Below are 13753 nucleotides of genomic sequence, written 5' to 3'. Positions count from 1 at the left end.
CGCCCGCTCCGCTCACCGCGAAACCGGCGCGGTCGTCCGAGCGCGGTCCCGTATCCTGACAGCCTCGTCCCCTCCCGAAAGGCACTGCTGGTGGAAATCCGTATTGGAATGGTCAACACCCCGCGCGAGCTCAACTTCGAGTCGTCGATGTCCGTGACCGAGGTCGAGAAGACGGTGACCACCGCTCTCGAGGCCGGCACCGCCGTCCTCCGCCTCCGCGACGAGAAGGGCAAGATCTACATCGTCCCGACCGCCACCATCGCCTTCGTCGAGGTCGGCTCCGAGGAGTCGCGCCGCGTCGGCTTCGTCGCGTAGAGCCTCCCGGGCGGACACGTCGTGGAGCTCCTCTTCATCACCCTGTTCGGGGTCCTGATCGGTCTCGCCGCGCGCTACGGGCTGCCGCACCGGCACCTGCACGGCTCCGTGCTGGTCCCGGCGATCGGCGGCCTGGTCGCCGCGGTCGTCTGGGTCGCGCTGACCTGGGCGGGCCTGCCGTGGGACGGCGGCCTGATCTGGGTCCTGTCCCTCGTCGCGACCGCCGTGGTCGTCGTCCCGGTCGGCCTCTTGCTCGGGCGCAGCCGCGCCCGCCGCGACGAGGCGTCCCTGCAGGCGATGCTCTCGGGACGCGTCGCCCCCTGATCCGAGCCGGAGGCGCGGGAGTCCTCGGACTTCCGCGCCTCCGTCGTTCCCGGAGTCCGGCGCGGCGACGGTCAGGCCGTGAGCCCCAGCGCGTCCATCCGCCGCGTGTGCGAGGCGATGAGCTCGGTGAACACCGGCTCGATCCGCGACTCGTCGGAGTCGTGGTTGCCCGACCCCATCAGCGCGGAGCGCGCCACGAGGAGGGTGTCGCCCACCAGGCGGCGGCCCCAGACGGCCAGGCGCGAGCCGAGGCGCTCGTCCGCGGCGATCTCGCGGCGGAGGATCGCGATCACGCCCTCGACGCCCGTGTCGGCGCCGAGGGTCTGCGCGATGCGCGGGCCGACGTCCGTGGGCAGCCCGCCGGTGAGGCGGATGAAGAAGTCGTCGAGCAGGCCCGCCGTGATGTACGCCGAGAGCAGCGTCTCGTGCAGGTCGGCGCCGCGGGTGAGGCGCTCGAAGGTGTCGATCGCGGGGCGGAAGGGCGCCATGGCCTCGCCGGGCTCGACGTCGCGGCGGCGCAGCTCGGCGACGACGGCGTGGTGCTTCGCGAGCGCCGTGCCGGCGGCGGAGGAGATGGCCTCCTTGTCCGCGAGGTCGTCGGTCTCGGCGACGGCGCGGGCCAGCACCTCGAACACCGCGAGCTGGAGGTAGGCGACCTGGCCGAGGTAGGGCAGGACCTCGGGGGTGAGGTCTGCGAGGTCGACGCGGTCGCGCTTCTGGCTCGACTCCCCCCGCGGCGTCAGGCGGGGCACGTCGAGCAGGGGACGTCGACGTCGGAACCAGGCAGCCATTTCCTCAGCATAGGGCGCCGGAGGAGCGCGGTTCCGGGGCCGACGCGGCCGGGAGCAGTAGACTCGCCGGGATGTCACCGGCGCTGGATCGGTGACCCTGCGCCCGGAGTCGTACAGGGGCGTAGACCGTTCGACACGACAGGCGCTTCACTCCGTGACTTTCTCCGATCTGAACATCGACGACGACATCGTCGCCGCACTCGCCGCCAAGGGCATCCTCGAGCCGTTCCCCATCCAGGAGCAGACGATCCCCCTGGCCCTGCAGAAGCAGGACATCATCGGCCAGGCCAAGACCGGCACCGGCAAGACCTTCGGCTTCGGCCTCCCCCTCATCCAGGCCCTCGGCACCGACCCGGAGCCGGGCGTCAAGGCGCTCATCGTCGTCCCGACCCGCGAGCTCGCCGTGCAGGTCACCGAGGACATCGAGCTGGCCGCCTCCAACCGGCCGACCAAGATCGTCTCCATCTACGGCGGCAAGGCCTACGAGGGCCAGATCGAGCAGCTGAAGGCCGGCGCGCAGATCGTCGTCGGCACGCCCGGCCGCCTCCTCGACCTCGCCGGGCAGCGCCTGCTCTCGCTCGCCAACGTGCAGGTGATGGTCCTCGACGAGGCCGACAAGATGCTCGACCTGGGCTTCCTCTCGGACATCGAGAAGCTGTTCGCGCAGACGCCGCCCACCCGCCACACGATGCTCTTCTCGGCGACGATGCCGGGCGCGATCGTCGCCCTCGCGCGCCGCTTCATGAACAAGCCCATCCACATCCGCGCGACCGACCCCGACGAGGGCATCACGCAGGCGAACATCAAGCACATCGTCTACCGGGCTCACTCGCTCGACAAGGACGAGGTCATCGCGCGCATCCTGCAGTCCGAGGGCCGCGGCAAGACCGTCATCTTCACCCGCACGAAGCGCGCCGCCGCCCGCATCGTCGAGGAGCTCAACGACCGCGGCTTCAACGCGGCGGCCGTGCACGGAGACCTCAACCAGGAGCAGCGCGAGCGCGCGATGGCCGCGTTCAAGGCCGGCAAGAAGGACATCCTGATCGCCACCGACGTCGCCGCGCGCGGCATCGACGTGAACGACGTCACCCACGTGATCAACCACACGATCCCCGACGACGACCAGACCTACCTGCACCGCGTCGGCCGCACCGGGCGCGCGGGCAAGACCGGCATCGCGGTGACCTTCGTCGACTGGGAGGACCTGCACAAGTGGGCCCTCATCAACCGGGCGCTGGAGTTCGGCCAGCCCGACCCGGTCGAGACGTACTCGTCGTCGCCGCACCTCTACACCGACCTCGACATCCCCGCGGGCACCAAGGGCCGGTTGAAGCCGACCCCGATCCCCGCCGAGGCGAAGGCCGACGCCCGACCGGACCGGGGCGAGCGCTCCGACCGCGGCGAGCGCTCCGAGCGGGGAGACCGGCCGCCGCGTCGCCGCACCCGCTCCGACTCCGCCGACTCGACCGCTCCGCAGCAGACCGGCCCCGCTCCCTCGAGCGAGAGCAAGGAGCACCACGACGGCAACAGCGAGCCGCGCCGCCGCACCCGGTCCCGCCGCCGCGCCCCGCGCCCCGACGCCCAGGCCTGAGCCTCAGCGCCCCCGAGCCCGTCCCCTCGCGATCCGTCGCGGGAGGGCGGGCTCTCCGCGTCTCAGCGGGTCTCCACGTCCCGACGGGTCGCCGGGTCCCGACGGGTCGCCCCTCTCAGCGGTCTTCGCGACTCAGCGGTGTCCGCGTCCTGCGGCCTCCGCGTCCGAGCGGTGTCCGCCTCCCAGCGGTGTCCGCGGCTCTCCGTGACTCAGCGGGCGGAGGAGCGGATCGCGTCGACGGTCGCGCGCGCGGTCGTGTTCTCGCCCAGGCGGTTGGGCTTGCCCGTGCCGTGGTAGTCGCTCGAGCCCGTGGTGACGAGCGAGTACCGCTCGGCGAGCTCGCGCAGGCGGCGCTTGCCGTCGGCCGTGTTCTCGCGGTGCTCGACCTCGAGGCCGAAGAGGCCGGCGTCGACGAGCTGCGGGAGGATCGACTCGACCGCGATCCCGCGCGCGCTCGCGGCCGGATGGGCGATGACCGGGACCCCGCCCGCCGCGCGGACCAGGCGCACGGCGTCGACCGGATCGGGCGCGTAGTGCGGGCGGTAGTAGCCGCCGCGCCAGTCGAGGATCCCCGCGAAGGCGGCGGAGCGGTCGGTGGCCAGGCCGCGCGCGACGAGCGCGTCGGCGATGTGCGGACGCCCGATGGTCGTGCCCGGGCTGGTCTGGGCGAGGACGTCGTCCCAGGTGAGGTCGTAGTCGGCCGCGATCGCGGTGACGATCGCCTCCGCTCGATGCGTGCGGGCCGACCGGATGCGCGCGGTCTCGGCCACGAGCCCCGGGTCCGTCGGATCGACGAGGTACGCGAGGACGTGGACACTCGCCCAGCCGACGCGGGAGGAGAGCTCCATGCCGGGCAGCAGGTCGATCCCGGCCTCCTCGGCCGCGGCGAGCGCCTCGGCCCAGCCACCGGTCGTGTCGTGGTCGGTCAGCGCCACTCCGGTGAGCCCGGCCGCGGCCGCGGCCCGCACCAGGACGGCCGGAGCCTCGGTGCCGTCGGAGACGACGGAGTGGGTGTGGAGGTCGTAACGGCCCCCGTCGACATGCATGCGCTCATCGTAGACGCGCCGCCTGCGAGCCCTCCGATGCCCTAGTAGCCTGGGCCGCGATGGGGACGAGACTGGTGAAGACCGCGGTGGCGGTGATCGTGGCGATCGCTCTGCTGGTGGTCGCGGCGCCCGGCTTCTTCGGGATCGCCCGCGAGGCCCCCTTCGCCCAGCTGGTGCCGTTCCGGCTCGCGACGGGAGCGGCGGCCGTCGGGCTCGCCGCGGTCCTGGTCGTGATCGCGGTCCTCGTCGCTCCGGTCAGGCGCCTCGCGCTGGCCCTCGCGGCGCTCGGCGTCGTCTTCGCCCTCGTGCTCGCGGGAGTGCAGGGAGCGCGGGGCTACGACTCCGCTGCTCCGCGGGCCCACCGCCTCGCCGACGTGCGCCTCGCGACCTGGAACGTGCTGCACGACGGCGTGCCCGTCGACACGATCGCCTCGCTCGCCCGGGAGAGCGCGGTCGACGGCATCGCCCTCCTCGAGGTCTCGCAGAAGCACGCGCAGGACGTCGTGAACGCGCTGAGCGCCCAGGGGATGTCGATGACCCTCCACTACGCCGGGTCGGGCGCCGACGACGGGGCGGCCCTGCTGCTCTCCCCCTCGCTCGGCGGGTACAGCGTCGACACCGCCGCGATCGTCACCGGATCGACGCCGTCTCTCGTCGCGCGCCCCGACACTCCCGAGCGCCCCGTCCTCGCCGCCGTGCACACCATGGCGCCGATCCCCTCGCGCCTGGCGGAGTGGCGGAGCGATCTGCTCTCGGTCGCCGCGCTCTGCTCCGCGGAGGAGGACGTCGTGGTCCTCGGCGATCTGAACTCCACCGTCGACCACTGGACCGGGCTGCCGGGCTCGGCCGCGCTGGGCGGCTGCCGCGACGCGGGGACCGTCGCGGGCGGCGGCGCCCTGGGCACCTGGCCGGCCTCGGTCCCGCCCGCGCTCGGCGCCCCGATCGACCACGTCCTCTTCTCGGGACGCTGGGAGGTCTCGGGCTACCAGGTCGTCGACGACCGCGACGAGGCCGGGAGCGACCACCGGCCGCTGGTCGTCCAGCTCTCGGTCCGCGGGATGGTGAAGGACGCGTCCTGACGCTCCTCCACAGACCCCGACTTCCCGCACTCCTCCCCCGCCCGGCCGTCGGCGGGCCCCGTGGCCGTGCGGAGGAGGACAATGGAGGCCATGACGAACACGGAGGAGCGGACCGCCGCTCAGACGCCCGACCCCGCCGCCGCCCCGCGCCCCCGCGCCACGGCGAACCGCTCCACGACCCCCGGCTCCGACCGGTTCCGCGACTTCATCGCGTCCGGCTGGGCCGAGCGGGACGAGCCGCTGCCCGCTCCGCGTGAGCAGGCCTCCTTCGCCGCCTCCCGCCGCGAGCGCCTCTCCGAGATGCACACCGGCGTCCGCATCGTCGTCCCGGCGGGCCGCCTCAAGCAGCGCGCCAACGACACCGACTACCCCTTCCGCGCGCACTCGGCCTTCACCTGGCTCACCGGCTGGGGCTCGGACTCCGAGCCCGGCGCGGTCCTCGTGCTCGAGCCCGCCGATTCCGGCCACACCGCGACGCTCTACTTCCGCGAGCGGGCGGGCCGCGACTCCGACGAGTTCTACGCCAATCCGGAGATCGGCGAGTTCTGGATCGGGCCGCGTCCGTCGCTCGCGCAGGTCGCGAGCGATCTCGGCCTCACCACCCGCGGGATCGCCGAGCTCGACGCCGTCCTCGACGCGCACGACGGCGTCCCCCTCGCCGTGCTGCGCGAGGCCGACCCGGCCGTGACCGGCCGTCTCGACGCGGTCGAGGCCGACGAGCAGGCGGACCGCGACGCGGCGCTCGAGCGCGACATCGCCGAGCTCCGCCTGGTCAAGGACGCGTACGAGATCGCCGAGCTGCGCGCCGCCGTCGACGCGACGGGCCGCGGCTTCGAGGACGTCCTCTCCGACCTGCCCCGCATCATCGCCCACGAGAAGGGCGAGCGCCTGATCGAGGGCGTCTTCAACCAACGCGCGCGCGCCGACGGCAACGCGGTCGGCTACGACACCATCGCCGCGGCGGGCCCCCACGCCTGCATCCTGCACTGGACGCGCAACGACGGGCCGGTGCGCCCCGGCCAGCTCGTGCTGCTGGACGCCGGCGTCGAGCAGGACAGCTACTACACCGCCGACATCACGCGCACCTTCCCGGTCGACGGCCGCTACACCGAGGCCCAGCGCCGGGTGCACGAGACGGTGCGGGAGGCGGCCGACGCCGCGTTCGCGATCGTCCGCCCCGGCATCCGCTTCCGCGAGGTGCACGCCGCGGCGATGGCCGTCATCGCGCGGCGCACCGCCGAGTGGGGCCTGCTGCCGGTCAGCGCCGAGGAGGCGCTCGAGGCCGACAACCAGCAGCACCGCCGCTACATGGTCCACGGCACCAGCCACCACCTCGGGCTCGACGTGCACGACTGCGCCCGGGCGCGGCGCGAGATGTACCTCGACGGACTGGTCGAGGAGGGCATGGTCTTCACGATCGAGCCCGGCCTCTACTTCCAGCCCGACGACCTCACGGTCCCGGAGGAGCTGCGCGGCATCGGCGTCCGGATCGAGGACGACGTGCTCGTCACCGCCGACGGCGCCGAGAACCTCTCGGCCGGCATCCCGCGCTCGGCCGACGACATCGAGGCGTGGATGGCCCGCCTGGCCCGCTGAGCCCGGTCGCCCGCGGGGAGCCCCGGCCGCTCAGGCGGCGAGGGGCAGCGCGAACTCCCCGCGGGCGGCGGCCAGCGCCAGCCCGTCGAGCAGCGTCGCCAGCTGACCGGCGGGGGCGTCCGGGTCCTCGGGGTGCCACTGCACGCCCACGAGGGGCGCCGCGACGTGCTCGACGGCCTCGATCACGCCGTCCTCCGCTCGGGCGACGACCCGGAGCCCCGGAGCGAGCAGGTCGACCGCCTGGTGGTGCGCGCTCTGCACCGCGAGCGCCTCGGACCCGAAGAGCCCGCCGAGCACGGAGCCCGCCGCGAGCCCGACCTCGTGCCGGTGCATGCGCTGGTGAGCGGGGGCCGCCGCGTTGACGTGCTCCGCCTCCGGACCCAGGTCCTGCACCAGTGTGCCGCCCAGCGCGACGTTGACGATCTGCAGGCCGCGGCAGATGCCCAGCAGCGGGGTCCGACGAGCCAGCGCCCGGTGCACCAGTGCGATCTGGGCGACGTCCGCGCGCTCCGCGTGGGGGCCCTCGGCCGGGTAGCCGCGGTCGGCGCCGTACTGCTCAGGCGCGATGTCCTCGCCGCCCGCGAGGACGAGGGCGTCCGCCCCGGCCGTGCGGGCCAGCAGCTCCTCCGTGCCGAGCTCCTCGGCGGCGAAGCGCTCCGCCCGCCAGCCGCGCTCGTGGGCGAGGGCGAGGATGCGGCCGTTCAGGATCTGCACGTAGGCGTGGTACTCCTCGCGGCCCGGCCGCACGCGGGCGACCTCGACGATGGCGAGTGAGCGGGTCATGGCTCCATCCTGGGCACGCCGCCGCCGCCGGTCGAACCGCCGTGTCACGCGGTGTCACACTCCGGCCGTACGATCACGGAGTGACCTCGCCGAGCCCGTCCCTCCCGGAGCGCGTGCAGCAGGCGCGCTCCGAGGTCTCCGTCCTCGCCGGGACCACTCCCGAGCGCCGGGTCCGGCCGCTGCGCGAGGCCGTCGAGCACGTCGCCGCCGGCGGCTCCCCCGATCCCGTCGCCCTGCTCGACGCGGTCGACTCGCTCGTCGGGCTCGTGACCCGCGCCGAGGTGCAGCTGAGCGGCGTCGAGCGCTCCGTGCGGGACGACCTGGAGCGGGCCGCCACCCTCTCCGACCTGCGCACCTCGGCGCAGCTCGCCTCCGCGGCCGACGTGGCCGTCGCCTGCGCCGCGGCACGGTCGCTCCTCCTGGACGCCGACGACGCCCGGTCGGCCGGCGCCCGCCACGATCCGGCCGCGCTGCTGGTCCTGCTGCTCGACGCCGACTCCGCTCTGGACGCCGTCGTGTCCGGCTACCGCGAGCCGCGCGCCCAGGCCGAGCGCCAGCTCCTCCTGCTCGAGGCGGCGCGCACCGCGGCCCGGCTCGGCGCCGAGTCGGCGCTGCTCCTGGCCGCCGTGCACGGCGAGCGCATCACCGCGGCACCCCGGATCCTCGCGGAGGAGACGCTCGCGCAACTGGACACCGCGGTGCGCCGTGCCGCAGCCGATCCGGCCGGCGCCCTCGCCGAGGCGCGCGCCGCCGCCGACCGCGCCCGCTCCGCGCTCGACGAGGCCCTGGTCGACCTCGACGGCGCACCCCCGTCGCTCCGCCCCGCGGCCGTCCCCGGAGGCCTGCCCGCGGCCTGAGCGCGCAGGCACCCGCCACCGGCGCGCGTGCCATAGTGAGGGACATGGCCTCCTTCCTCGTCGTCCCCCAGTGGCAGGGCTCGGCGTCGACGCGCGCGATGCGCCTCGTCGACGGAGCCGAGGCGATCCGGGGCGATCTGCCCTCCTCCGCCACCACGACCCTCGAGGTCCCCGCCGAGGCGGGCGACGCTCAGGACACCGGCATCCGCCGCTACGCCTCGGTGGCCACCGTCGCCGAGCGGATGCGCGAGGCCCTCGCGGGCCGCACCGATCCCGTGATCACGATCGGCGGCGACTGCGGCGTCGAGTTCGCGGCGATCGGGCACGCCGTGCGCTCGGCACCGGGCCCGGTCGCGCTGGTCTGGCTCGACGCCCATCCGGACGCGCACACGCCCGAGTCCTCCCCCAGCGGCGCCTTCTGCGGCATGGTCCTCACGGCCGCGCTGGGCCGCGGCGTCGGCCTGCTGAGCGCGGGCGCCGAGGAGCGCGTGGCCGACGAGCGCGTCGTCCTCGCTGGTGTCCGCTCCGCCGACGACGGCGAGCTGGAGCCGCTGGTCGAGCGGGGAGCCGCGGTGCTGACCGCCGACGCCGTCGACCCGGAGTCGCTCGTCGCGGCGGTCGAGGCGACCGGTGCCGCCTCCGTCTACGTGCACCTCGACCTGGACGTGCTCGACCCCGCCGATCTCGCCGGGCTGTTCGATCCGGTGCCCTTCGGCGTGCCCGCCTCCCGCCTCGTCGCGAGCCTCGACGCCCTCCGGGCCCGCTTCCCGCTCGCGGGCGCCGGGGTCACCTCGTTCGCCCCGTCGTCGCCGACCGCGGCCGAGGACGACCTGCCCACGATCCTCCGCCTCCTCGGCGCTCTGTCCCGCGGGGCCTGAGAGAGCCCTGCCCGTCGACGCGCAAGCCCGAGCGCGTGTCGGCGGCACCCGGCAAGATGGTCGGACGCGACCGAGCGGAGGAACGATGAGCGACGACAGACCGCGCGTGCGCACCGAGCGGCGCGGGACCGTGCTCGCGATCGTGCTGGACCGGCCCGAGAAGCGCAACGCCGCCGATCTGCGGCTGCTCTCCGAGCTGGCGTCCGCCTACGGCGAGCTCGACCGCGACCCCGAGCTGCGCGCCGGCGTCGTCCTCGCTGAGGGCGAGCACTTCACGGCCGGGCTCGACCTCGCCGACATCGGGCCCCGCCTGGGCTCCGATGGCCTCGACTTCGTGCCCGAGGGCGGTCTCGACCCCTGGGGCCTGCGCACCCGCCCCGTGAGCAAGCCGGTCGTCATCGGCCTCCAGGGCACCTGCCTCACGCTCGGCATCGAGCTCGCCCTTGCGAGCGACGTCGTCCTCGCCGAGCGGTCCACCCGCTTCGGCCAGATCGAGGTCGCCCGCGGCATCCTGCCCTTCGGCGGGGCGACGCTGCGCTTCCCCCGCGCCGTCGGCTGGGGCGACGCGATGCGCTGGATCCTCACCGGCGATCTCTTCGACGCCCAGGAGGCCCACCGCATCGGCCTCGTGCAGCAGGTCGTCCCCGACGGGACGGTCGCCGAGGCGGCCCGGGCGCTGGCCGCCCGGATCGCCGCGCAGGCGCCGCTCGCCGTGCAGGCCGCCCTGGCCAACGCCCGGCTCGCGGTCGCCGCGTCCGACGTCGAGGCCGCGGCCGCGCTCCCCGGGGCGCTGGCCCGCCTGGCGGCGTCCGAGGACGCGCGCATCGGCACCGAGGCCTTCCTCCGGCGCACGACGGCGGAGTTCACCGGACGATGAGCGACGAGAGCACCACCGTCACGGCGCCCGGCAGCTCCTCCCTCGAGGCGCAGCAGGAGCGGGCCGCGCAGCAGCTCGAGATCCGCCTCCGCTACGGCGACCAGGTGTGGGAGCTGCGCGAGGTCGACCACTTCGCCGTGTTCTCCCGCCGCAGCACCGCGCGGCGCGCCGGACGCGTCCTCGTGGCCTCCGGCTACCAGATCGCGATCTCGCGGCTGCGGCTGAGGCAGGTCCTCGTCGCGAGCCACCACGCGGCGGTCGACGAGGAGTCGACCACCGCGTTCCTCCGCCAGGTGATCGAGGCGGTGGAGAGCCACGGCGGCCGCTACGACGGCTGGCGGGCCGAGATCGTGCCGGCGCATTGACCGCCGCGCACTCACCGACAACGGGGCTCGACGCCTCCGAGAACACCAGGGAGACAGCATGACCAGCACGACCGACGAGTTCGACGTCATCGTCATCGGAGCCGGGCCGGTGGGCGAGAACCTCGCCGACCGCGCGGTCCAGGGCGGCCTCACCGCGGCCGTCGTCGAGAGCGAGCTCGTCGGAGGCGAGTGCTCGTACTGGGCGTGCATGCCCTCGAAGGCGCTGCTGCGGCCGCCGATGGCGCTCCGCGCCGCCCGCGATCTGCCCGGTGCAGCCCAGGCGGTCAGCGGAGGAGTCGACGTGCCCGCGCTCCTGGCCCGCCGCGACTCCTTCACCAGCCACTTCGACGACCACGGCCAGGTGCAGTGGCTCGAGGGCGCCGGCATCGAGCTCGTCCGCGGGCACGGCCGCCTGAGCGGGGAGCGCGAGGTGACCGTGACCGGTCCCGACGGCGAGGTGCGCGTGCTCCGCGCCCGCTCCGCCGTCGCCGTCGCTACCGGCACCACCGCCGTCGTCCCCGACATCCCGGGCCTGCGCGCCGCCTCGCCCTGGACGAGCCGCGAGGCCACCTCGGCCGAGGAGGTGCCGCCGCGCCTCGTCGTCATCGGCGGCGGAGTCGTCGCCACCGAGATGGCGACCGCCTACGCCGGCATGGGCTCCTCCGTCACGCTCGTCGCCCGGAGCGGACTCCTCGCGCCGTTCGAGCCCTTCGCCGGCGAGCTCGTCGGCTCGGCGCTCCAGGACCTCGGCGTCGACCTGCGCCTCGGCGACTCGCCCGTCTCGGTCGAGCGCCGCGCCGACGGCACCGTGGCGGTGACGCTCGAGGGCGGCGACGTCATCGAGGCCGACCAGGTCCTCGCCGCGACCGGCCGCGCCCCGCACACCCGCGACGTCGGCCTCGAGGCGGTGGGCCTCGAGCCCGGCTCCTCGCTGACCGTCGACGACACGATGCTCGTGCTCGGCGACGACGGCGCTCCCCTCGGCGGCGGGCGTCCGTGGCTCTACGGAGTCGGCGACGTGAACCACCGCGCACTGCTCACGCACCAGGGCAAGTACCAGGCCCGAGCGGCCGGAGACGTGATCGTCGCGCGCGCCACCGGCGCCGAGGTCCGCGACGCCCCCTGGGGAGCCCACGTCGCGACCGCGGACCACGAGGCCGTGCCGCAGGTCGTCTTCACCGACCCCGAGGTCGCGTCCGTCGGCCTCACCGCCGCGGCCGCCGAGAAGGCAGGTTACCGCACCCGCGTCGTCGACTACGAGATCGGCTCGGTCGCCGGCGCCGCCCTCGCGGCCGACGGCTACACGGGCACGGCGCGGATGGTCGTGGACGAGGACCGGAAGGTCGTCCTCGGCGTCACCTTCGTCGGCAAGGAGGTCGGCGAGCTGATCCACTCCGCGACGATCGCCGTCGTCGGCGAGGTGCCGCTCTCGCGCCTCTGGCACGCGGTCCCCTCCTACCCGACGATCAGCGAGGTCTGGCTGCGGCTGCTCGAGACCTACGGACGCGACAGCGCGTGAGCGCGCTCCGTCGAGCCGTCGCGGCGGTGGCCCTGGATCCGGCGATCACCCGGCCGGGCTACCTCTTCGCGTGCGCGGTCGGACTGGCGTGGGGCGCGCTGTGGAGCACGGGCCCGATCCGGCGCAGCCACGGGCTCGTCGTCTTCACCGGTCTGCCCTCCTGGGCGTTCGGCCGCGGCGGGTCCTGCGTCGGCACGAGCTACCTCACGGGCACCAACGTCTCCGACAGCGTCCTCGAGCACGAGGCCGTGCACAAGGAGCAGTGGCGGCTCTACGGGATGTGGTTCCCGTTCGCGTACACGGTGGCGGGTCGCGATCCGCTGCGCAATCGATTCGAGATCGAAGCCGGTCTCGAGAAGGGCGGATATCTCCGTGGTCACTGACATGACGGGGCGCGTCGTCGTCCTCACCGGAGCGAGCTCCGGCATCGGCCGGGTCGCGGCGGGAGCGCTGGCGTCCGCCGGGGCCCGCGTGGCCGTGGTCGGGCGGAACCCCGAGCGCACCCGCGCCGTCGCCGCCGACGTGGGAGGCGACGCCTTCCTGGCCGACTTCGACCGGCTCGACGACGTCCGGGCCCTGGCCGACGGCCTCCTCGAGCGCTACGAACGGATCGACGTGCTGGGGAACAACGCGGGCGGGCTCGTCTCGCACCGCGCCGAGACGGTCGACGGCCACGAGCGGACGATCCAGAGCAACCACCTCGCGCCGTTCCTGCTCACCCGTCTCCTGCTCCCGCGGATGATCGAGACCTCGAGGGAGCGGGCCGGTGTCCGCGTCGTCTCCACTGCGAGCCTCGCGAACCGCTTCGGGCGCGTGAAGCTCGACGACCTCGACAACCGGCGCGGCCCGTGGCTCGGCGGCTGGCGGGCGTACGGCACGTCGAAGCTGGTGACGATCCTCTTCATCCGCGAGCTGGCGGAGCGCCTGCTGACGACGTCGGTCGACGCCTACTCGTTCCACCCGGGCGTCGTCTCGACGAGCTTCGGCGCCGACAGCACGATGATGAAGCTGATGACGAGCCTCTCCGTCGGCTCCTTCGGGATCTCCGCCGAGGCGGGCGCGGTGCCCCTGATCACCCTCGCCTCCGAGCCCGACGTCGGCGCCGCCAGCGGCACCTACTTCGACCAGCTGACGCCGCACGGCTCCCTGAACCCCCAGGCCCGCGACCGCGCTCTCGCCCACGACCTCTGGACCCTCTCCAGCCGCCTCGTGGGCGTCTCCCCCACCCTGTAGCCCGCTGCCGCTCCCCGCCGGCGCGGCGCGGGGCGGCGCGACAGGCCGTCCCGGTGCGGGAGCGGAGCGCCCGCGTGCTCGCCCCGCGGATCTCGATACGCCCTCTCCGAGGGCTGCCCGACCAGCATGTCGTGCGCGGTCGCCCGGGCCACCGCGCCCCCGAGGACCGCTCGATCTCCGCACGACGTCCGTCGGCAGTGGATCTCGATACGCCCTCGCGAGCGCTGCCCGATCAGCATGATGTGCGCGGTCGGCCGGGTCGCCGTATGCCCGAGGACCGCTCGATCACCGCGCGACGCCCGTCGGCAGTGGATCTCGATACGCCCTCGCGAGGGCTACTCGCCCAGCATGATCGCCCTCGGTCGCGCCCGTGACGCGCCGCACCTCCCGGTCGAGCCCCCGGCGCGCCGCACCTCCCGGTCGAGCCCCCGGCGCGCCGCACCTCCCGGTCGAGCCCCCGGCGCGCCCCACCTCTCGGTCGCGCCTGTGGCGCGCCGTG

The 13753-nt window shown here is 74.6% G+C and carries 15 protein-coding genes; 12 read left to right on the top strand and 3 right to left on the bottom strand.

What is annotated here, in order from left to right; all coding sequences use genetic code 11:
• Positions 1 to 90: 90 nt before the first annotated feature.
• Positions 91 to 315, top strand: a complete 225-nt coding sequence (locus tag GSU45_RS05485) for a DUF3107 domain-containing protein (protein ID WP_104224841.1) — start codon at positions 91 to 93, stop codon at positions 313 to 315.
• Between the two features lie 21 nt (positions 316 to 336).
• Positions 337 to 639 carry a hypothetical protein gene (locus GSU45_RS05480; RefSeq protein WP_159913364.1) on the top strand — a complete coding sequence of 101 codons (303 nt, stop codon included), beginning with the start codon at positions 337 to 339 and terminating at the stop codon, positions 637 to 639.
• Between the two features lie 71 nt (positions 640 to 710).
• On the opposite strand, the gene GSU45_RS05475 is transcribed toward GSU45_RS05480, so the two are convergent.
• Complete coding sequence (locus tag GSU45_RS05475; protein ID WP_159913362.1) at positions 711 to 1430, bottom strand: ferritin-like fold-containing protein; 720 nt, start codon at positions 1428 to 1430, stop codon at positions 711 to 713.
• Positions 1431 to 1584: 154 nt separating this feature from the next.
• Between GSU45_RS05475 and GSU45_RS05470 the strand changes: the two genes are divergently transcribed.
• Positions 1585 to 3021, top strand: coding sequence for a DEAD/DEAH box helicase (locus GSU45_RS05470; RefSeq protein WP_159913360.1), 1437 nt, complete (start codon positions 1585 to 1587; stop codon positions 3019 to 3021).
• Between the two features lie 209 nt (positions 3022 to 3230).
• On the opposite strand, the gene GSU45_RS05465 is transcribed toward GSU45_RS05470, so the two are convergent.
• On the bottom strand, positions 3231 to 4067 hold the full coding sequence (locus GSU45_RS05465) for a PHP domain-containing protein (protein ID WP_159913358.1): 837 nt from the start codon (positions 4065 to 4067) through the stop codon (positions 3231 to 3233).
• Positions 4068 to 4126: 59 nt separating this feature from the next.
• Here GSU45_RS05465 and GSU45_RS05460 point away from each other — a divergent pair, with 59 nt between their 5' ends.
• The gene (locus GSU45_RS05460; RefSeq protein ID WP_159913356.1) at positions 4127 to 5146 is read left to right on the top strand and encodes an endonuclease/exonuclease/phosphatase family protein; all 1020 of its coding nucleotides are present in this window, start codon (positions 4127 to 4129) and stop codon (positions 5144 to 5146) included.
• 90 nt (positions 5147 to 5236) lie between these two features.
• The gene (locus GSU45_RS05455; RefSeq protein WP_244248234.1) at positions 5237 to 6742 is read left to right on the top strand and encodes an aminopeptidase P family protein; all 1506 of its coding nucleotides are present in this window, start codon (positions 5237 to 5239) and stop codon (positions 6740 to 6742) included.
• Between the two features lie 30 nt (positions 6743 to 6772).
• Here the strand turns inward: GSU45_RS05455 and GSU45_RS05450 are convergent, their stop codons facing one another.
• Positions 6773 to 7525, bottom strand: coding sequence for a gamma-glutamyl-gamma-aminobutyrate hydrolase family protein (locus tag GSU45_RS05450; RefSeq protein WP_159913352.1), 753 nt, complete (start codon positions 7523 to 7525; stop codon positions 6773 to 6775).
• 80 nt (positions 7526 to 7605) lie between these two features.
• On the opposite strand from GSU45_RS05450, the gene GSU45_RS05445 reads away from it, so the two are divergent.
• From GSU45_RS05445 to GSU45_RS05415, 7 genes are all read left to right on the top strand, one after another.
• On the top strand, positions 7606 to 8382 hold the full coding sequence (locus GSU45_RS05445; protein ID WP_159913350.1) for a hypothetical protein: 777 nt from the start codon (positions 7606 to 7608) through the stop codon (positions 8380 to 8382).
• Positions 8383 to 8426: 44 nt separating this feature from the next.
• A complete protein-coding gene (locus GSU45_RS05440; protein ID WP_159913348.1) occupies positions 8427 to 9260 on the top strand; it encodes an arginase family protein in 834 nt (277 codons plus the stop codon).
• 85 nt (positions 9261 to 9345) lie between these two features.
• Complete coding sequence (locus GSU45_RS05435) at positions 9346 to 10137, top strand: crotonase/enoyl-CoA hydratase family protein (RefSeq protein ID WP_159913346.1); 792 nt, start codon at positions 9346 to 9348, stop codon at positions 10135 to 10137.
• Complete coding sequence (locus GSU45_RS05430) at positions 10134 to 10502, top strand: ribonuclease E inhibitor RraB (protein ID WP_159913344.1); 369 nt, start codon at positions 10134 to 10136, stop codon at positions 10500 to 10502. Before GSU45_RS05435 ends, GSU45_RS05430 begins: the two co-directional genes overlap by 4 nt.
• Before the next feature lie 58 nt (positions 10503 to 10560).
• Positions 10561 to 12021: an NAD(P)/FAD-dependent oxidoreductase gene (locus GSU45_RS05425; protein ID WP_159913342.1), complete on the top strand. Its 1461-nt coding sequence runs from the start codon at positions 10561 to 10563 to the stop codon at positions 12019 to 12021.
• Positions 12018 to 12404 (top strand): Fe-S oxidoreductase, encoded by a 387-nt coding sequence (locus GSU45_RS05420; protein WP_159913340.1) that lies wholly within the window; start codon positions 12018 to 12020, stop codon positions 12402 to 12404. Before GSU45_RS05425 ends, GSU45_RS05420 begins: the two co-directional genes overlap by 4 nt.
• Positions 12394 to 13254 (top strand): SDR family NAD(P)-dependent oxidoreductase, encoded by an 861-nt coding sequence (locus tag GSU45_RS05415; protein ID WP_244248233.1) that lies wholly within the window; start codon positions 12394 to 12396, stop codon positions 13252 to 13254. The genes GSU45_RS05420 and GSU45_RS05415 overlap by 11 nt, the downstream gene beginning before the upstream one ends.
• Positions 13255 to 13753 lie beyond the last annotated feature (499 nt).

The sequence above is a fragment of the Rathayibacter sp. VKM Ac-2801 genome (assembly GCF_009834245.1).
GTDB lineage: Bacteria > Actinomycetota > Actinomycetes > Actinomycetales > Microbacteriaceae > Rathayibacter.
This window is presented reverse-complemented; position numbering and strand designations above follow the sequence as displayed.